Origin of the sequence: Bacillus coahuilensis m4-4, assembly GCF_000171615.1 — a bacterium.
Classification (GTDB): Bacteria; Bacillota; Bacilli; order Bacillales; family Bacillaceae_K; genus Bacillus_T; species Bacillus_T coahuilensis.
Genome location: NZ_ABFU01000013.3, coordinates 41990 through 60454, shown reverse-complemented (window position 1 = coordinate 60454; position 18465 = coordinate 41990). Strand labels below are relative to the sequence as shown.

19 protein-coding genes and 1 pseudogene are annotated in these 18465 nt (G+C 39.4%); 2 read left to right on the top strand and 18 right to left on the bottom strand.

What is annotated here, in order from left to right:
• Positions 1-169: 169 nt before the first annotated feature.
• On the top strand, positions 170-1114 hold the full coding sequence (locus tag M44_RS02925) for an LCP family glycopolymer transferase (RefSeq protein ID WP_010170709.1): 945 nt from the start codon (positions 170-172) through the stop codon (positions 1112-1114).
• 566 nt (positions 1115-1680) lie between these two features.
• On the opposite strand, the gene M44_RS02915 is transcribed toward M44_RS02925, so the two are convergent.
• From M44_RS02915 to gatC, 7 genes are all read right to left on the bottom strand, one after another.
• Positions 1681-3012 (bottom strand): APC family permease, encoded by a 1332-nt coding sequence (locus tag M44_RS02915; RefSeq protein ID WP_010170706.1) that lies wholly within the window; start codon positions 3010-3012, stop codon positions 1681-1683.
• Positions 3013-3030: 18 nt separating this feature from the next.
• Complete coding sequence (locus tag M44_RS02910; RefSeq protein ID WP_010170705.1) at positions 3031-3723, bottom strand: nitroreductase family protein; 693 nt, start codon at positions 3721-3723, stop codon at positions 3031-3033.
• Positions 3724-3773: 50 nt separating this feature from the next.
• Positions 3774-4154: a nitroreductase family protein gene (locus M44_RS02905; RefSeq protein WP_237705192.1), complete on the bottom strand. Its 381-nt coding sequence runs from the start codon at positions 4152-4154 to the stop codon at positions 3774-3776.
• 471 nt (positions 4155-4625) lie between these two features.
• Complete coding sequence (locus M44_RS02895) at positions 4626-5012, bottom strand: helix-turn-helix domain-containing protein (protein ID WP_010170703.1); 387 nt, start codon at positions 5010-5012, stop codon at positions 4626-4628.
• Positions 5013-5261: 249 nt separating this feature from the next.
• Positions 5262-6689 carry an Asp-tRNA(Asn)/Glu-tRNA(Gln) amidotransferase subunit GatB gene (gene gatB, locus M44_RS02890; protein ID WP_010170702.1) on the bottom strand — a complete coding sequence of 476 codons (1428 nt, stop codon included), beginning with the start codon at positions 6687-6689 and terminating at the stop codon, positions 5262-5264.
• A gap of 13 nt (positions 6690-6702) precedes the next feature.
• Complete coding sequence (gatA, locus tag M44_RS02885) at positions 6703-8163, bottom strand: Asp-tRNA(Asn)/Glu-tRNA(Gln) amidotransferase subunit GatA (RefSeq protein WP_010170701.1); 1461 nt, start codon at positions 8161-8163, stop codon at positions 6703-6705.
• A 10-nt stretch (positions 8164-8173) separates the two neighbouring features.
• On the bottom strand, positions 8174-8464 hold the full coding sequence (gene gatC / locus M44_RS02880) for an Asp-tRNA(Asn)/Glu-tRNA(Gln) amidotransferase subunit GatC (protein ID WP_010170700.1): 291 nt from the start codon (positions 8462-8464) through the stop codon (positions 8174-8176).
• Between the two features lie 177 nt (positions 8465-8641).
• On the opposite strand from gatC, the gene M44_RS02875 reads away from it, so the two are divergent.
• Positions 8642-8878 (top strand): hypothetical protein, encoded by a 237-nt coding sequence (locus tag M44_RS02875; RefSeq protein ID WP_029326698.1) that lies wholly within the window; start codon positions 8642-8644, stop codon positions 8876-8878.
• 19 nt (positions 8879-8897) lie between these two features.
• Here the strand turns inward: M44_RS02875 and M44_RS02870 are convergent, their stop codons facing one another.
• The 11 genes and pseudogenes from M44_RS02870 to M44_RS28670 all read right to left on the bottom strand — a co-directional run bounded on the left by M44_RS02870 (position 8898) and on the right by M44_RS28670 (position 18391).
• Positions 8898-9164: a hypothetical protein gene (locus tag M44_RS02870; protein ID WP_155814883.1), complete on the bottom strand. Its 267-nt coding sequence runs from the start codon at positions 9162-9164 to the stop codon at positions 8898-8900.
• Positions 9165-9228: 64 nt separating this feature from the next.
• Positions 9229-9660, bottom strand: a complete 432-nt coding sequence (locus M44_RS02865) for a YueI family protein (protein ID WP_010170697.1) — start codon at positions 9658-9660, stop codon at positions 9229-9231.
• A 174-nt stretch (positions 9661-9834) separates the two neighbouring features.
• A complete protein-coding gene (locus M44_RS02860) occupies positions 9835-10881 on the bottom strand; it encodes a hypothetical protein (RefSeq protein ID WP_010170696.1) in 1047 nt (348 codons plus the stop codon).
• Between the two features lie 117 nt (positions 10882-10998).
• A complete protein-coding gene (aceA, locus tag M44_RS02855) occupies positions 10999-12291 on the bottom strand; it encodes an isocitrate lyase (protein WP_010170695.1) in 1293 nt (430 codons plus the stop codon).
• A 72-nt stretch (positions 12292-12363) separates the two neighbouring features.
• Positions 12364-13955 (bottom strand): annotated as a pseudogene (gene aceB / locus M44_RS19865) (malate synthase A).
• A 319-nt stretch (positions 13956-14274) separates the two neighbouring features.
• Positions 14275-15780 carry a sodium/proline symporter PutP gene (gene putP / locus M44_RS02845; protein ID WP_010170693.1) on the bottom strand — a complete coding sequence of 502 codons (1506 nt, stop codon included), beginning with the start codon at positions 15778-15780 and terminating at the stop codon, positions 14275-14277.
• Positions 15781-16227: 447 nt separating this feature from the next.
• Positions 16228-16545, bottom strand: coding sequence for a DMT family transporter (locus M44_RS02840; RefSeq protein WP_010170692.1), 318 nt, complete (start codon positions 16543-16545; stop codon positions 16228-16230).
• Positions 16545-16883, bottom strand: a complete 339-nt coding sequence (locus tag M44_RS02835; protein WP_010170691.1) for a DMT family transporter — start codon at positions 16881-16883, stop codon at positions 16545-16547. Before M44_RS02835 ends, M44_RS02840 begins: the two co-directional genes overlap by 1 nt.
• 2 nt (positions 16884-16885) lie before the next feature.
• Positions 16886-17443: a TetR/AcrR family transcriptional regulator gene (locus tag M44_RS19860; protein WP_010170690.1), complete on the bottom strand. Its 558-nt coding sequence runs from the start codon at positions 17441-17443 to the stop codon at positions 16886-16888.
• 52 nt (positions 17444-17495) lie between these two features.
• The gene (locus tag M44_RS27285; RefSeq protein ID WP_162013635.1) at positions 17496-17783 is read right to left on the bottom strand and encodes a hypothetical protein; all 288 of its coding nucleotides are present in this window, start codon (positions 17781-17783) and stop codon (positions 17496-17498) included.
• Between the two features lie 77 nt (positions 17784-17860).
• On the bottom strand, positions 17861-18391 hold the full coding sequence (locus tag M44_RS28670; protein ID WP_272941169.1) for a CamS family sex pheromone protein: 531 nt from the start codon (positions 18389-18391) through the stop codon (positions 17861-17863).
• Positions 18392-18465 lie beyond the last annotated feature (74 nt).

Sequence of the window (18465 nt, the reverse complement as noted above, 5' to 3'; positions counted from 1 at the left end):
TATTCTACACTATATGCCCACAGCTTAAACTTGTCACTCTCCTCTATCCTACTCTTAATTTAGCGAAAAAGGAAATTTATATATGTATGATTTTGTTAAAATTTGTAGTATATTTAAGGATATTGAATGTTTTATAAAATAACAACACTAACATGAGGGGAAAGAACCTATGCGAAGCGACCGCTTAAATTCTAGAAAAAAACGTAAAGGTAGAGGACTGAAAATCTTCCTTAGTATCATTGGACTGATTTTACTAGGAGTGTTCGTATACCTCTTTGTGATATACCAATCCTTTTCATCTTCAATAGAAAAAATGCATACGCCAACTGAACGTGTATCAGAGCGTCGTACAGAAGAACTAAACTTTCAAAAACAAGAACCGTTTTCCGTATTATTACTTGGCGTCGATGAGCGTGAAGGAGATAGTGGTCGATCTGATACAATGATCGTCCTAACCGTCAATCCGGAGCAGCAATCTACAAAAATGCTCAGCATTCCCCGTGACACTTATACAGAAATTATCGGAAAAGGCTATAAAGATAAAATTAACCATGCTTACGCATTCGGCGGAGTCGAAATGTCCATGGACACAATTGAAAATATGCTAGATATTCCAATTGATTACTTTGTTCAGGTCAATATGGATGGATTTAAAGATATTGTAGATGCTGTTGGCGGAGTAACCGTGTATAATGATCTTTCCTTTAATTATGACGGCTATTCCTTCCCAGAAGGAGAGTTAGAATTAACTGGTGCTGAAGCACTTTCTTTTTCTCGTATGCGCTACGAAGATCCTAGAGGAGATTTCGGCCGTCAAATCCGTCAGCGTGAAGTTATTAATGCTGTACTTCAAGAAGGAGCAAGCGTTCAATCTCTTTGGAAATTCCAAGGAATCTTCGATGCTCTTGGTAATAACGTAAAAACGAACCTAACGTTTGAAGAGATGGTGGATATCCAAGGGAAATACCACGATGCTGCGAAGAAGCTAGAAAACTTTACGATTGAAAATGGTTACGGCGAAACCATTGATGGAAAATGGATGTATATTGTACCAGAAGAAGAAATGACAAAAGTACAAACAACCTTAAAAAGCCATTTGGGCATCACAGAATAATGAGTGAAGGGCACTTCCTTTGTTTTAGTCTAGTACTAGAGCTTGGAAGTGTTTTTTGTGGTTTAGTGGTTGCCCTCATTGCTTGGGGGTCGCTGCCTTTTGCGTGCGGCTCCTAGCCTTTTGCGTGCACTTTTTCCTCCTTTGCGTGCGGAGTTCCCCCACTTGCGTGCACTTCCGACTTTTGCGTGCGGCTCCCGGCCTTTTGCGTGCACTTTTTCCTCCTTTGCGTGCGGCTTCGAGCGCTTTGCGTGCGGATTTCTCCCACTTGCGTGCACCTCCAACTTTTGCGGACGGCTCCCGGCCTTTTGCGTGCACTTTTCCCTTCTTTGCGTGCGGATTCGAGCACTTTGCGTGCGGAGTTCTCCCACTTGCGTGCACTTCCGATTGTTGCGTGTGGCCCCCGGCCTTTTGCGTGCACTTTTTCCTCCTTTGCGTGCGGCCTAGAGCGCTTTGCGTGCACCTCCGACACGACTAGCGCGGGACTCAGACCTATCTTTTACCCGCACCCACTCCCTTCCCCCATATAAAACCCGGTACCACAAGGCACCGGGTTCAATTTATGATTTTTAGACAGTCTTTTTCGCCTCAATCACTGGCTTCAAGACTAAATCTTTTTTCATTACTTTACGTGTCATATAAATGGCGATACCTACTAACGCCCAAACACTTAATAATGGTAAAACAGACAAGATTAAGGAGTAGCTAAAGTACACTAATACACTAAGAGAGAAGATTCCACACACTATAATTAAAGGAATCTTTGGTTGAATTAATGCTGATTCAAATAGCTCTTTACGAACAAATGGTAGAGCGAGCATACTAGCTGAGTGACCGATGTACATAAGGAACATTCCTTGAAGTGCCATAGTAATAAGGTAATCAACTGTTCCAGTCCAAATTAATAAAAGAGATACAATCGTATTGATCGTAATGGCTAATACGGGTGTACCCGTTGTTTTATGGACTCTGCTAAACATTTTAGGGAAAATATCCTCTTCAGCAAAAACAAACATCATTCGAGAAACGACCATAACAAGTGAGTTCAACGTTGTAGCAAATGCCATAATAATTCCGATGGTTACAATCCATTTACCCCATGCTGGTAAGTAGACAGCGGCTACGTCTGTCATTGCGCTTTGCGATGCAGCTAGTTGATCGTACGGTATAACTCCGAATGCCACAAAAGATACTAGGAAATATATAATAACTGTCGCAATACTACCGATAATCATTGTTCTCGGCATAGATTTTTGCGGGTCTTCCATTTCTCCACCAGCTTGAGCAAGCTGTTCAAAACCAAAGTAAGCAAAGAATAAAGACGGTAAGATGGCTAAAAACCCTTTAATTCCATTTGGTAACATCGGAGTGAAGTTAGATGTTTCAATAGCAAATAATCCTGGTACGACTAGGAGGATGATGGCTACGAATAATACAATGGACATCCACATCTGAATTTTACCAAACCATTTTACACCTATTACATTGAGTACGTAGAATACGAGAATCATCACGGTAGCTAGGACGGTTACGTTGCCAAATCCAAACACTCCCACTATATACTCTCCGAATGATAGAGCCATAATGGCCATAACGCCTAGTAAGGCAATGAATTGGAACCACATGAAGAAGAATCCTGCGAATTTACTTTTGAAGGTTTGGCTAATATGAACATATGCCCCTCCTGGTCCTTGTCCAAGTGGTGTGCTTAAGAATATGAGGTAAGCGAGTGCCGATGATAATAAAATGGGTAATAAAACAACATATCCGAACGGGACAGATGGACCTGCTGTCGCACCAGCTTCTCCTGTGACAACGAAAATCCCAGCTCCAATCATTCCACCAATCATTAATGCAAAGCCGTGCCATTTATTTAAATCTCTTTTTAATCCTGATGACATGTTCTCATCCTTCTTTCTTTATAAAATAACGAGAATCTCGTTTATTGGTTTTTTATGAATATTTGGTACCACACAATCTTCTTTAGGATATCCAATAGGCAGTAACACAATAGGCATTTCTTGTTTTGGTCGTTCCAAGCAATCTCTTATAAACGTCATAGGGCTTGGTGTATGAGTGAGGGAACATAATCCCCCGTGATGTATAGCTGAAAGAAACACCCCTACTTCTATTCCTGTCAGAATAAATGAACTAATATCATCGTTTTCGCTCCCCCGCTTTTTAAAGGGAACGATAATATGAGGAGCATCTGTTATATGTTCTTTCTGCCAGTTTGTACCGAGGGGCTTCAATACATCTTTCCACTCTTCTGTAATGCGCTCTTCATAAAATTTCTTTTCTTCTGCTTCTGCTCTGTTTCGAATCTCTTGCTTTCTATGGTCATCTGATACCCATTCAAAATGATAGTGAGAGGATGTAGGAATAGCAGAAATCGCCTTTTCAATTAATTCAGCTGGAACTGGTTCAGATGAAAAGTCTCGGATATTTCTTCTTTTTTTCATTCTTTCGTAATACGAAGATGACAGGCGAGTTAACTCTTGGACTGGGATACGTTCCGTTTCTCTATCTTGGCCGATCCCAAATAACAGAAAATGCTCTTCTTTAGGGGGGCAACCGAGGATCTCTTCTAGTCCTTTTATACGCCCCATCATCTTGTATCGTAATCCAACTTGTTCAATCGCACTAAGGAAAAAACCAGCACTTATAGCGCATGACTCATTTGGATAATAATGCTTGATTTTTTTGTTCCTTTATCTTCTCCATGCTTTTGCTTCATTAAGGCTACAACGTAAGGTGCTGCTAAGATATCTTGAACACGTTCGTTCTCTCTCGCTAGTTCTCCAATGCATTCTCTCAGTCGTTCATCTTCTACCAATACATATGTCCAAGGCTGTTGATTCGCCCCAGACGGAGCAGTGCCTGCTGTGTGAATTAAGGTCTTGATTACATCTAAAGGAAATGGCTTCTCATGGAACATACCATAATAGTTCCCTTTCCTCTTTTCAACAAATTGATTGATCTCTTCAAGCTGATGCTCAAAAGTTCGTCGTTTAAAATGTAATGGAATCATATCAAGTGACATAGCCACAACCACCATCTCCTTTCTTTTTTTGAATACAAAAAAGCCTCTCCATCCCTATATATGAAGGGACGAAGAGGCTCCGCGGTACCACCCAACTTGATTAGACTACAACATCTAATCCACTTATCAAAAAGTAGCTTCTTGCGTACAGTGTACTTCATATCCCAAGCTGCCTGAATTTTCACCAACCATTCAGTCTCTACATACTGCTCACTTGTTCACTACTAGCTATACTGCTACTCTATTATTCTATTCCAGACATTCTTTCACTTTTCCGCTTTTATACCAACACGCTTTTAAGCGTTAAAGCGTTTTGTTTATTAAGTACACTTTATACGATTCTCTTTCTCTTGTCAATCACCTTTTCTGAAAGTTTCATTTAGGATACGTTTCCCTTTATTTATTCTTCTAAGAGAATCCCCATAAAAACAAAAAAACCGACACATTATCACATGTGCAGCAGCTCACCTTTTATGAAACAGGTTCTTTCACCTTGTTTAGACGTTCTGAGTTTTCTTCCATTACGTTCATTAGGTCTTGTGTAAGCCCGCTAATCATAATGCTTCTCTCTTTTTTGAAGTACTCGACAACCTCATCGTCAAACTGAATTTCAATTAAATCTCGGATATCCCAAATTCTAAGTGCTATCATAATGGTAACAATATGAGCAACAGTGAAGGATTTTTTTTTGAAGTGCACCAATTCATTAATCGTAGCAATTCGTAATCCCGTCAACCGATGAAGGTCACCTTGTGTCATTCCTCTTTCTTTTAGAATATCTCCAAGTTTTACGTTGACTTTGTGAGGAAATTTTTCCAGGGTTTCTTTTACTATGTCGTTGGTCTTAAGATGTATCATTCGTTTCCCCCTCTTCTTTACGTTTTCATTTTATCTCGAATAACGTACTTCCGTGAATAGTATCCTAATGGAAATAGAAGGTGATGATATGAAAATAAACCATTATTTGTTAAGGATATACCTTCATTCTTTCATCTAGCAAATTTAAATGTGCTACTTACTAGAAAATATTCCATCAAACGTTTGATTAATTGATGAACTAGAGTTCATAAAAAAGGAGACCTCCTTTACAGAGAGTCTCCCTAATGATTATCTTTTATTTAACTCTTCTAATAAAATCTTATTCAGTAACGGCGGATTTGCTTGTCCCTTTGTCGCTTTCATCGCTTGACCTACTAAGAAACCAACGGCACGATCCTTTCCGTTTTTGAAGTCCTCGATCGATTGCTCATTCTTGTCTAATATTTCTGTTACAATCCCACGAAGTGTACCTTCATCAGAAATTTGAACAAGACCTTTTGCTTTAACGATTTCCTCAGGGTCTCCCCCTTTTTCAGCAAGCTCCTTGAATACTTTTTTGGCAATCTTAGAAGAAATCGTTCCTTTTTCAATCAAGGTGATCATTTTGGCTAGGGATTCTGGAGTTAAAGGAGTCTCATGTAATTCCTTTTGTTCAGAATTTAGGAACGCAGATACTTCACCCATCAACCAGTTTGATGCGAGCTTAGCGTCTGAACCAGCTGCAACGGTCGCTTCGAAGAAATCAGACATTTCTTTCGTTAATGTTAGAACCATTGCGTCGTACGCTGGTAATCCAAGCTCTTCTACATAGCGCTTTTTACGCGCATCTGGAAGCTCTGGAATGTCGGCACGAATACGCTCTTTCCACTCTTCATCAATGTATAGATGAACAAGGTCCGGCTCCGGGAAGTAACGGTAATCATCAGAGCCTTCTTTAACACGCATAAGAATCGTTTTACCTGTTGATTCATCGAAACGACGTGTTTCTTGATCGATGACTCCTCCAGATAATAACACCTTTTCTTGACGAACCTGCTCATGCTCTAGTCCTTTTTTAACGAAGTTAAAAGAGTTAAGATTCTTTAATTCTGTTTTGGTTCCGAACTTCTCCTGTCCGTATGGACGTAAGGAAATGTTCGCATCACAGCGTAAGGAACCCTCTTCCATTTTACAATCAGAAACGCCTGTGTACTGGATAATACTCTTTAACTTTTCTAAGTACGCATATGCTTCTTCTGGTGTTCTGATGTCTGGCTCTGAAACAATCTCAATTAATGGTGTTCCTTGACGATTAAAATCAACTAGAGAGCCGTCGCTCGTATGTGTTAGTTTTCCTGCATCTTCTTCAAGGTGAAGACGAGTGATCCCAATTCGCTTCTTTTTGCCTTCTACTTCAATTTCAATCCATCCGTTCTCTCCAATTGGTTGGTCAAATTGAGAGATTTGATACGCCTTGGGGTTGTCAGGGTAAAAATAGTTTTTACGGTCAAATTTTGTATCCGTCGCAATATCCATATTTAAGGCCATTGCAGCCTTCATTCCGAAGTCTACTGCACGTTTATTCACGACTGGTAAAACACCTGGATATCCTAAGTCGATGACGTTAGTGTTTGTATTTGGTTCTGAACCGAAGTGGTTCGGAGACGGAGAAAACATCTTGCTATCCGTTTTTAATTCTACGTGGACCTCGAGTCCAATAATCGTTTCAAAATTCATTTGTCTTCACCCCTTACATTTGTGGTTTTTTTATTTTGAAATCCGTCGCTTGCTCAAATGCGTGAGCCACTCGGTAGATCGTTGATTCGTCAAAGTGCTTACCGATAATTTGTAATCCTAGTGGTAGACCTTCAGCAGAGAACCCACAAGGAATACTAATTCCTGGAACCCCAGCAAGGTTAACTGGAATGGTTAAAATATCGTTGGCATACATGGTTAATGGATCGTCTATTTTCTCACCAATTTTAAAAGCTGGTGTAGGAGTCGTCGGTCCAATAATCACATCATACTTTTCAAACACATCTTCAAAGTCTTTTTTAATTAATGTACGGGCTTGCTGTGCTTTTTTATAATACGCATCATAAAATCCAGAGCTAAGAGCGAATGTACCAAGCATGATACGACGCTTAACCTCATCACCGAAGCCTTCTGCTCTAGTATTTTTGTATAGATCTAGTAAGTTTTCTGCCTTCGCTGAACGATATCCATAACGCACACCGTCAAATCGAGCTAGGTTGGCCGACGCTTCTGAAGATGATAGTAAGTAATACGTTGCCACTCCATACTTTGAGTGTGGTAGCGAAACTTCTTCCCACGTAGCCCCCAAGCTTTCTAATACTTTCAGAGACGCCATGACAGATGCACGGGCTTCTTCGCCCACACCTTCTCCTAGGTATTCTTTTGGTACACCAATCTTTAGTCCTTTAATATTCCCTGTTAACGCTGCCGCATAATTTGGTACCTCAACGTTTGCAGATGTAGAATCGTTCAGGTCAACCCCTGCAATTGCTTGTAAAAGATAGGCATTATCTTCCACTGTGCGAGTGATGGGGCCGATTTGATCTAGTGAAGATCCAAAAGCCACTAATCCAAAACGAGATACGCGACCATAAGTTGGCTTCAATCCAACTGTACCTGTGAAGGCAGCTGGTTGGCGGATTGATCCACCTGTATCAGAACCTAAAGAAAATGGCACTTCTCCTGCTGCTACAGACGCTGCTGAACCACCAGAAGATCCACCTGGTACGGTTTCTAAATTCCAAGGATTTTTCGTCTTTTGAAAAGCAGAGTTTTCAGTAGAGGAACCCATTGCAAACTCGTCCATATTTAATTTACCAATCGTAATACTATCTGCTTGCTGTAATTTATGTATAACGGTTGCATCATAGATCGGATCAAAGTTTTCTAAGATTTTACTTGAACATGTCGTACGAAGTCCTTTTGTCACGATGTTATCCTTGATTCCAATTGGCATTCCAAATAGAAGGCCTTTTTCTTCATCCGTCGTTAATTTATCGTCTAACTTCTTTGCTTTTGCTCGAGCATTTTCTTCGTCTAATGTTAAGAACGCTTGAACCTTTCCGTCTACTTCCTCGATACGCTTATATGATTCGTTGACTAGGTCAGTAACGCTCACTTCTTTTTTATGTAAAAGGTCATGAAGCTCTGTTAATGAATGATCAAATAAAGACATAGTATCCCTCCTATTCCATTACTTTCGGTACAACGACTAATCCGTCACGGTGAGTCGGTGCATTTTTCAATACTTCTTCACGAGGCAATCCCTGACCAGGCTTATCTTCACGCATAATATTCTTCATATCTAACACATGAGATGTAGGTTCTACATTGGTTGTGTCTAATTCATTTAATTGCTCAGCAAATGAGATAATTTTAGCCAATTGCTCTGTAAATTTTTCTGCTTCTTCTTCTGTAATCGCTAGACGTGCTAAATGAGCAACGTGCTTTACTTCGTCCTTAGAAATTCTGGACATTCCATTCACCTCCAGGGTTGTTCGAACACTAACAATACTATTGATAATATCAAATGAAAGCCCCATATGGCAACTAATCGAGGACACAGCTTGGAATTTATCCATGGAAATATTCTTAATGGCTAACACACCGTAAACCACTCATACTACTTAAAGGGGAGTATGGGAGGAGTAGACTTGGAATATGACGTTTATGAAAAATTACTCGAAATCCTACAATCGAATAATCGATATGACTTTGAGAAGCTACACTATATGTTAAAATTATTCTCTAACATGGATTCTATATTTGACGAACACCCCAAACTTGAAGCGATCTATCATGAAATTCACACTTATTACAAAGATGATGAATATCCTCTACCGGTTATCATGGCAACAGTTGAACATATATTAAAGGGTGAGTTACACTGAACTCACCCTTTTGATATTCTTATAATAAATAATACAACCTCTTTAATTCTTGATATTGTTGATACTCTGGCTTTGATTGTAGCTTTGTTTCATACTCCTGTATTACCGACTGAATCCGGTCCTCTAATAATTCTTCCTCTTCATGTGAAAGTTTCGATAGAAACAAATGGACGTTCTCTTCCTTACCCACTGCTTTTCCAAGAAGGCTTTGTAAAATGGGCTGATCATAGTACTCTGGACAACTTTGTAACAATTCCTGTACAGTCTCCATATTCATTTCATACATCTCCCCTTACAACTCTTACTGGTAGTTTTTCATCAAGTGGAGGAGATATGTGAAATAGTAGCTATTACTTTTTACCAAATAGCTTTTTTAAAAATGGTGTATGTTCTTTCGGAGGAGTAGGCTCCATTTCTTTGTGCTCAATATAGATAGATTCTTTATTAATCGCATAGTCATACGCAAGAACAAGTCCGAGTTCAGAGTTATACTCCTTGTTCGTTACCATTGTATATGGAATAGACAACTGAGTCGCTTTTTTCACATAGTCAGACAAAAAGGTATAATTCATATTTCCGTTCAAGTACAAATGAGTCCTTGGGTGTTTTTTCATGCTCTCTTCTACTTCTTTATAAATTCCTTTTTCTCTAACTTGATGCTGCTTTAATGCAATCACTACACGTTCTCTAAGGGTACTTAAGAAATACCGGCGTTCGTCAGGTTTGGTTTCTTTCGCTCCATATATCCCTTCCTGCAAATAGTCATCCACCGTTTTTTTCATGGCGCTTCCCCCTTCAATAGGTTTCTTTTATACCATATGATAGCATCTCTAAACTGCCCCTGACCCAAGAAGGGATTGAACATATGATGAATTTTTTAAAAAATATCCTTTTTATGTTTAAAATATTTCGAAAACACCCATACTGTTTCTATACTTTCTAAAGTATTCCCCCTTTTATGTGGACGAAGAGATTCGTCCTCTTTTTTGTTGTTTACGAACATATCGGTGAAATAAAGTATAAAATAATATGTTTAGAACCATAACCCCAAAGTAAAACAGACTAGACAGACCTAAGTTCCATTGTTTATACGTGAAAAGATTAAAATAATGGACAGAAACCCATTCCAACATCGTTAATATTAAAGTACCTCCAATGATAAATCCTACTTTGTTTATGGTATAGCGAACATAATAATGAATGAGTATAAATAAAGTAGTTGGATATACGAGGTTTTGAAGGAGAATATCCGAAAATTCTCCACTATTTCTGTCCACCGTATCATAATAATCATATGGTGGCATCGCAAGAAAGTAGTCTCCCACCGTGGTATATAATAAGTTAAATAATAACACCCCTACAACTTCTACTCGATTTAAAGTGCGCCGAACCTTCATTAGTATGTAACCCCATCCGCAAATTAGTATAGTAATGAAAATAGTGAATCCTTCATTCCTATCAAATTTTTTCGGAAGAAGAGGTTCAATTAAGTGAACAAACCAGTCAAAAAATTCACTCATACTAGCCCATCCTTTCTCAACCACTTTGGTAAACTTTCCATGAAAAGAATGGTGCCTAAGATGACGGTCATTTACAAAAAAATAGTCTACTGATGGGTACCATGAAGGACCTTTAGAAGTGAGTATCCCAACTAACAAAAACCCTTTCTCGATAAGAATTCCACCTGTCATCCACAAAAAAATCGCAGAGATTTTTATAAAACGTGACGCACTTGATCGTTGAATCCCTACGACCCACATTAAGGCGACAGCAAAAACAATGCCAAACTGCATTCTTACCGTCCAAAATGGAAGATGCTCTGTGGTTACAGATAATCGATCATAGGAAGATGACGTTGTGTAGAACATATTTTGGCAAATATACGAAGTAAACAGAAATAATAGCAAGATTTCGACAGGGTGAAGCCATCGAGTTAGTTTAAAGATAGTACCGAACATAAGTAGCGAAAGAAGTAATATAGTAATAAATACGGTAGTATGCAAGAACTTACTCCCCTTTTAGTCTGATGTTGTCTATACTATTTGTTACTATTGACTCATTCATTCTGCAAGAGAAATAAAAAAAGAACGTCGGCTATATTCCGACGCTCTAGATTTGGTTTATTTAGTTGTCGTAAACTGCTCTTCTTCTGTAGAACCTGCGAGAGCAGTGGTAGAAGAAGTTCCACCAGATACGGTAATGGATACTTGATCAAAATATCCTGTACCTACTTCACGTTGATGGCGAGTTGCTGTATAACCATATTGCTCAGAACCGAATTCATCCTCTTGTAGCTCTGAGTATGCTGCCATACCGCGCTCTTTGTAACCGCGAGCTAATTCAAACATGCTGTAATTAAGAGCATGAAATCCTGCAAGTGTAACAAACTGGAATTTATACCCCATCTTACCTAACTCCACTTGGAACTTTGCAATCGTCTCTTCATCTAATTTCTTCTTCCAGTTGAATGATGGAGAACAATTGTAAGCAAGTAGCTTTCCAGGAAACTTCTCATGAATCGCCTCAGCAAAACGACGTGCTTCCTCTAAGTTTGGTTCACTTGTTTCACACCAAATTAGGTCTGCATAAGGTGCATATGCTAATCCACGAGCAATCGCTTGATCTAACCCTGCATTCGTGCGGAAGAATCCTTCTGGAGTACGGTCTCCTGTATTGAACGGTGAATCGTAAGGATCCACGTCACTTGTAATCAAGTCCGCTGCGTTTGCATCAGTACGTGCAATGATAACCGTTGGGACACCCATTACGTCAGCAGCAAGACGAGCTGAAATCAAATTTTTCACAGCGGTTTGTGTAGGAAGAAGTACTTTTCCACCTAAATGACCGCATTTTTTCTCAGAGGATAATTGATCTTCAAAGTGAACCCCAGCAGCACCTGACTCAATCATACCTTTCATTAATTCGAATACATTTAGTTGACCACCAAATCCAGCCTCAGCATCTGCTACGATAGGTAAGAAATAATCAATTTCATCTCCACCTTCAAGATGTTGAATTTGATCTGCACGTTGAAGTGCTTGATTAATACGCTTCACAACATGAGGAACTGAGTTTGCAGGGTATAAGCTTTGGTCCGGATACATATTACCTGACAGATTCGCATCTGCCGCTACTTGCCAACCACTTAAATACACTGCCTTCAGACCCGCTTTTGCCTGCTGAACCGCTTGATTTCCTGTAAGAGCTCCTAATGCATTTACATAGTCCTCAGAATTGACTAACTTCCACAGCTTTTCTGCACCGTGTCTTGCTAATGTGTGCTCAATATCAATGCTGCCTCTTAATTTAATTACCTCTTCTGCCGTATACGGACGCTCTACCCCATTCCAGCGACCTTGTAATGCCCATTCTTCCTGTAACTTTGCAATACGCTCTTGATTTGTCTTGACCATTTTAAATTCCTCCCATTTCGGTTTTATTGACCTATCCCTTTGTTTTTATGGTGTAAAAAGCGTTTTATCGCTTTAAATTAACTCATACCCTGGTATTGTTAAGAAATTTTCAAACTCATCATTAAGAATTAATGTGTCAAATAACTTCACTGCTTCATCCACACGAGTTTTTGTAAAGAGTTCTTGACCAAGCTCTACTTTAATTTTTCAACTTCTTCTTCTTTTAGTGCTTCATATAATTCGACCGTTACGTCTCTTCCATCATTTAGTACACCCTTTGGATGACGAATCCATTGCCAAAGCTGAGCACGTGAAATCTCTGCAGTTGCTGCATCCTCCATCAAATGATGGATAGGTGCAGCACCACGACCGCTTAACCAAGAAGAAATATACTGAATGCCTACATTAATATTTTGACGTACTCCTGCTTCCGTAATGTCTCCAGCCGGAACTTCTACAAGCTGTTCTGCTGTTGTGACAAAGTCTAATTGCTTACCTGAATCAATTTGATTTTCCCCTGGCATTTCTTGATTAAATACTTCCATTGCAACAGGAACCAGCGCCGGATGAGCTACCCACGTTCCGTCATGACCATTTTTCGCTTCCCGTTCTTTATCCGCTCGAACTTTAGCGAACGCTTCTTCATTTCGGGTGGTGTCTCCTTTTACAGGAATTTGTGCGGCCATTCCCCCCATAGCAGGAGCTTTGCGGCGATGACACGTTTTAATGGTCAGCTTTGTGTAAGCATCCATGAAGGGTACGGTCATAGATACGAGAGATCGGTCCGGCAGTACCACATCTTCTTTTTCTCTTAGCTTTTTTATATAGCTAAAGATGTAATCCCATCTTCCACAATTTAAGCCTGCGGAATGCTCTCGTAATTCAAAAAGAATTTCATCCATTTCAAACACAGCTGGCAAGGTTTCAATTAGAACAGTGGCTTTAATGGTTCCTCTTGGAATTCCTACATATTTCTGAGCGTACACAAACATATCATTCCACAGCCTTGCTTCCAAATAGCTTTCAAGCTTGGCGATATAAAAGTACGGTCCTGTTCCTTTCTGTACTAATTTTTGTGCGTTGTGGAAGAAATACAGACCAAAGTCTACAATGCTTGCGGAAAGTGGTTCACCGTCAAGTAAGATATGCTTTTCCTCTAAATGAAGTCCCCTTGGTCTAACAACTAGTACAGCTGTTTTGTCGTTCAATCTATACTGTTTCCCATTTTGATTTTCATAGCTGATAGTTCCATTTACTGCATCACGCATATTCATTTGCCCTTCTATTACATTGGCCCAAGTGGGAGAAGTCGCGTCCTCAAAACAAGCCATAAAGCTTTTTGCGCCTGAATTTAACGCATTAATGACCATTTTACGGTCAACTGGACCGGTAATTTCTACGCGTCGATCGGCTAAATCCTTTGGTAAAGGAGCAATCTCCCAATCACATCTTCTGATATGTTCCGTTTCAGAAAGAAAGGAAAACTCTCCTCCGTTGTTGATAAATTCCTGTTTCTCTTCTCTTTCTTGTAAAAGATCCTTCCGTCGTGTACCAAAACGTCGTTCAAGCTGTTCTAAAAAGTGGAGGGCTTCAGGAGTTAAAATTTGAGAAAACCCTTCGTTTATCCTACCCTTCACAAGGATACCAGCTGTTTGAGTGGTCACTGTTTCTTCACATCCTTTTCCAATTTCCAAACTATGTTGTTATAATACAGTTTGTTTTTCTTGTTTGTATTATATAACAACAATCACCTAAATGTGAACTGTTATGGTACAAATTCCCGCAAAAAAATTTCGACAATTTCTTCAATTCCCTTTCAACCCTTGATATATCAGAGTTCCCACGGATTAAATCCTCCACCTATTGAGATGGAAATGGGAAATGTACCCTCCATTCCCTATTTGCGCATCCTTCAATAGCTACAGATTAATTTTTCACATAAAAAAGATCCTGCTCACTTCGAGCAGGATCTCTATCATCATCTTATTTAGATTCTGAATCATTCTCAATGGCTTCGTCAAACTCTTCCACGATCCCTTTTTTAGGTTCATTGCCGATTAAACTAAACACGACAATCATAATCGAGGAAAGAATAAACCCAGGAACGATTTCGTAAAGATCAAAACCAATTATTCCATTTACGGTTAACTGCTTCCATACAACGACAGTTACAGCACCTGTTATGATACCAGCAAGAGCACCTAAGCCCGTCATTCGCTTCCAGTATAATGAAAACACGATAACGGATCCAAATGCCGCCCCGAAACCAGCCCAAGCATAAGAAACTAGCTCAAGAACAGATGCCCCGCCCTCTTGGTTCCCTTGATAGGCAAGACCAATGGCGATTAAGGCGATCACTATAACTCCGATTCTTCCAACCCAAACTAACTCTTTGTCAGAAGCATTTTTACGGATCAATGCTTTGTAAAAGTCTTCTGCAAGGGCAGAAGATGATACAAGTAATTGAGAGTCGATAGTACTCATAATAGCGGATAGAATTGCAGCTAATAAAACACCTGATACCCAAGGGTTAAATAGTAGATCAGCAAAATAGATAAACACTTTCTCAGAATTATCTACATCACCTACGATAAGTGGATCAGCAGCAAAATATGCAATACCCGCTAGACCAACCACTGTTGCACCGATCATAGAGATAACCATCCAAGACATTCCGTAAAAACGAGCTTTTGGAACCTCTTCAGTCGAACGAATCGCCATAAAACGAGTAATAATATGTGGCTGACCAAAGTAACCAAGTCCCCAAGCAAGTAAAGAAACCGCTCCTAGGAAGGTTACACTATCGGTTGCACTTAGATAACTTGGATCGATGGATCGAACAGCATCTAATGTTTCATTTATACCACCAATCTTTGAAATGGCAACGATAGGAATAACGACTAGCGCTAAGAACATTAACAGTCCTTGGAAAAAGTCTGTCCAACTTACCGCTAAAAATCCTCCTAAGAAAGTATAGGAGATAATAACGATTGCACCAACCCAAAGCGCTGTTGTATAAGAAAGATTAAACGTTTCTTCAAATAATAAAGCTCCTCCTACTAATCCAGAAGATACATAGAAAGTAAAGAAGATAAGAATAACAAGAGCAGAAACAATACGTAACACTCGAGAACGATCTTTAAATCGATTTTCAAAGAAATCAGGAACCGTAATCGAATCATTCGCTACCTCAGTATACGAACGAAGACGTGAAGCGACGAACTTCCAGTTTAAGTAAGCACCAACAATTAACCCAACACTCAACCAAATTGAGTCCATACCTGCAGCATACGCATATCCAGGTAATCCTAATAATAACCAAGAACTCATATCAGATGCTCCAGCACTTAAGGCAGCTACACCTGGCCCTAAGCTTCTTCCTCCAAGAACATAGTCTGATAGATTACTTGTTAAACGATACGAAATAACTCCAATGACTAACATCCCTACTAAATACACAATAAAAGTAATTAACGTTGCATTATCCATTATTAACGGGCATTCTCCTTTCAACATTTACATTTCAATTTACGTATTAGGTTAGTTGTTGGGTCGCTTCTCCACTCCCCTATTCACTCTATTCTTTCTATACATGAAGTATGCATAAGCATTTCTTCCGTATAGATGAGAACACTTCTATAATACTAACATAATATACATTTTTGAACAGTTAGAAAATTATTTTAGATAAACTATAATGCATAATTATTCATTCGCATCCTTAAAAAAAGTCAGAGTCCCCCCAAAGGCTCTACTCTCAATAAGTATTCAAGAAAATAAATAAAATTAAGTTGTCACATTTGTAATACCCTGTAATAAAAGAATGAAACTTCATTTATTTATTTTCCTACTTAATAGCGTAACATAGATTGTCACCCCCCTCAAATGAGGGAATTAAAATACCCTATAAGCTTAACGCTTACAGGGCGATATTTGTTACTCACCTACTAACTTCAAACCTACAATACCAATAACAATCATCGATATAAATAGAAGCTTTCGCCAATCTTTTTTCTCACCGAACACAAACATACCTAGAAGAACTCCTCCGGCTGCCCCTATACCTGTCCATATTCCGTATCCAAGTCCTAATGAAATAGATTCTAATGCTTTTGACAGAAAGAAAAAACTGCTAAAACCAGCCACGGCAGTTAGCAAGAGGTAATTCTTCTTTCGGAACCCATCAGATAGCTTCATAAACGAAACAAGACCAACCTCACATAATCCAGCCAAAATTAAGTAAATCCATTCCATTATGACGTCCCCTTCCCTTCTTCAGCGTCTACTAATTTTAGACCAAGAATACCGCTAATTAATACTAGTAGAAAGATGAGTTTTCCTATTGAAAAGGGTTCATGAAAGAAGATCATCCCAATAATAGCTGCTCCTGCTGCACCTATTCCTGTATAAACAGCATACGCTGTACCAATCGGTAGTAGCTTCATAGACATCCCAAAGAAATAAAAGCTAACGACAATTGTTAGTAAGGTTAGTAAGCTATATACCGGCTGAGTAAATCCTTCAGACAACTTAAGACCAGTTGCCCACACAATTTCTAATAGCCCTCCCACAATTAAATAAAACCATGCCATCTTTAATGTTCCTCCTTTACAAAATGAAGAAGTGTACGCAAAGCTGATTCTCTTCGAATCAACAATTCCTCTTCTTCATACAAACGCTGCTCTAAAAAAACGCCATCCATTAAAGAGAAGAACGTATGAATCCACTGCTCCTTTGGAATTAAAAGCTTTTTCTCTCTAATAGCTGAGAGTAGCGTTTCATTCGTGTATCTTTCATATTCCATCAGTATCTCAACGACTTCCTCTTTTAAATGAAGAGGTGGGAAATACAGACATCTTGCAAAGAATGCTCGATCCTCTTGCCTTGCTGTAGGGTCTGTGTAAAATAAAAACAAGGCACTCACCTGATCCATCCCCTTCTTCTTCCCAATTGCCTCCTCGGCAAAATATTTCTCACGAGCCATAACATCTTTCACTACTTGAATAAACAAATCATCTTTAGATTCAACATGCGCATACAGAGAAGGAGTTTTCATCCCTGCTTCTTTCGCAATCATAGAGAGCGATGCTCCGTTATACCCTGCATTTGAGAATACCTTTAATGCTGCATCAATCACTTTTTGTTTAGACATATACTTCACTCCAACCTACCTAACGAACGTTAGTTAGTATTCAATAAGTATATTAGGGAAGGATGATTTCGTCAAGTAGAAGGGATTTGGGCTTCTGGTTCTTGCGTGCGGCTTCAGCTTGTTTGCGTTCACTTTTCCTCCTCTTGCGTGCACCTTTCGGCCCTTTGAGTGCATTTTTTACCCTTCTGCGTGCACTTCCCCAGCTTGCGTGCGGCTTCAGTCCATTTGCGTTCACTTTTTCTCCTCTTGCGTGCACCTTTCGGCCCTTTGCGTGCACCTCCCCAGCTTGTTTGCGTGCACTTCCCCAGCTTACGTGCAACTTCAGCCAACTGGCGACCACTCCCCCTAATCCATGCCACTAATCCACCTACTCTCCTTTCAACCCATAAAAAAAATAGCCCCCAAAGGGACATCTTTCTACTCATAAATATGAACAAACGGTTCTTTATCTCCAGGTTCACGGATAAATAATATCTCTTGCCCGTTAACAGAGGTAACATTTACTTCAATATTAAAGAAATCTGGGAACTGATCCATAATGGTCCCCGTCACATATTGGGCAAACCCTACTAATTCTGCTTTGCCGTAAAACTGAATGGGAATATCAATCTTTAATTTGGATAACTGACCGTCTCGGTAGAATCCTGTTCCTACTACACCATTATAGTTAGGAAAATAGTTTTCGATCTCATCCTTAAAGTTATTAAAATACTGAACATCTTCTCGGTACAATTCATTAGCTTCAGAGCTAATATTGAATGCGTAATGCTTTTCCTCTACGTCATTCCATTTTGAAATGCCTTTACCGCTATCCGCAAAAGAGGAAGCAAAGTAATTTCCTGGCACCGTTGAGCTTTTTTCTCCTTGAACATATAGGGCTACAAAGATAGGGACATCTGCAGCATCTGCATATTGAGTGCGAAGAGTAGACACCACTTTTTCCGCCATTTTTTTGTCCTTGTTCGATAATTTCACTTTCTGGAATAGCATATTCAAAATACGTATACGTGCTATCCCTGTAG

Excerpts from the sequence above, each read along its gene's own strand:
- M44_RS02915 (WP_010170706.1), bottom strand. The coding sequence starts at position 3,012 with ATGTCATCAGGATTAAAAAGAGATTTAAATAAATGGCACGGCTTTGCA.
- M44_RS02925 (WP_010170709.1), top strand. The coding sequence starts at position 170 with ATGCGAAGCGACCGCTTAAATTCTAGAAAAAAACGTAAAGGTAGAGGA.
- M44_RS02895 (WP_010170703.1), bottom strand. The coding sequence starts at position 5,012 with ATGATACATCTTAAGACCAACGACATAGTAAAAGAAACCCTGGAAAAA.
- M44_RS02840 (WP_010170692.1), bottom strand. The coding sequence starts at position 16,545 with ATGGAATGGATTTACTTAATTTTGGCTGGATTATGTGAGGTTGGTCTT.
- gatA (WP_010170701.1), bottom strand. The coding sequence starts at position 8,163 with ATGTCTTTATTTGATCATTCATTAACAGAGCTTCATGACCTTTTACAT.
- gatB (WP_010170702.1), bottom strand. The coding sequence starts at position 6,689 with ATGAATTTTGAAACGATTATTGGACTCGAGGTCCACGTAGAATTAAAA.
- aceA (WP_010170695.1), bottom strand. The coding sequence starts at position 12,291 with ATGGTCAAGACAAATCAAGAGCGTATTGCAAAGTTACAGGAAGAATGG.
- gatC (WP_010170700.1), bottom strand. The coding sequence starts at position 8,464 with ATGTCCAGAATTTCTAAGGACGAAGTAAAGCACGTTGCTCATTTAGCA.
- M44_RS02835 (WP_010170691.1), bottom strand. The coding sequence starts at position 16,883 with ATGGCATGGTTTTATTTAATTGTGGGAGGGCTATTAGAAATTGTGTGG.
- putP (WP_010170693.1), bottom strand. The coding sequence starts at position 15,780 with ATGGATAATGCAACGTTAATTACTTTTATTGTGTATTTAGTAGGGATG.
- M44_RS02865 (WP_010170697.1), bottom strand. The coding sequence starts at position 9,660 with ATGAAAAAAACGGTGGATGACTATTTGCAGGAAGGGATATATGGAGCG.
- M44_RS02910 (WP_010170705.1), bottom strand. The coding sequence starts at position 3,723 with ATGATGGGGCGTATAAAAGGACTAGAAGAGATCCTCGGTTGCCCCCCT.
- M44_RS19860 (WP_010170690.1), bottom strand. The coding sequence starts at position 17,443 with ATGTCTAAACAAAAAGTGATTGATGCAGCATTAAAGGTATTCTCAAAT.
- M44_RS02870 (WP_155814883.1), bottom strand. The coding sequence starts at position 9,164 with ATGTATGAAATGAATATGGAGACTGTACAGGAATTGTTACAAAGTTGT.
- M44_RS28670 (WP_272941169.1), bottom strand. The coding sequence starts at position 18,391 with ATGGCGGAAAAAGTGGTGTCTACTCTTCGCACTCAATATGCAGATGCT.
- M44_RS02905 (WP_237705192.1), bottom strand. The coding sequence starts at position 4,154 with ATGTCACTTGATATGATTCCATTACATTTTAAACGACGAACTTTTGAG.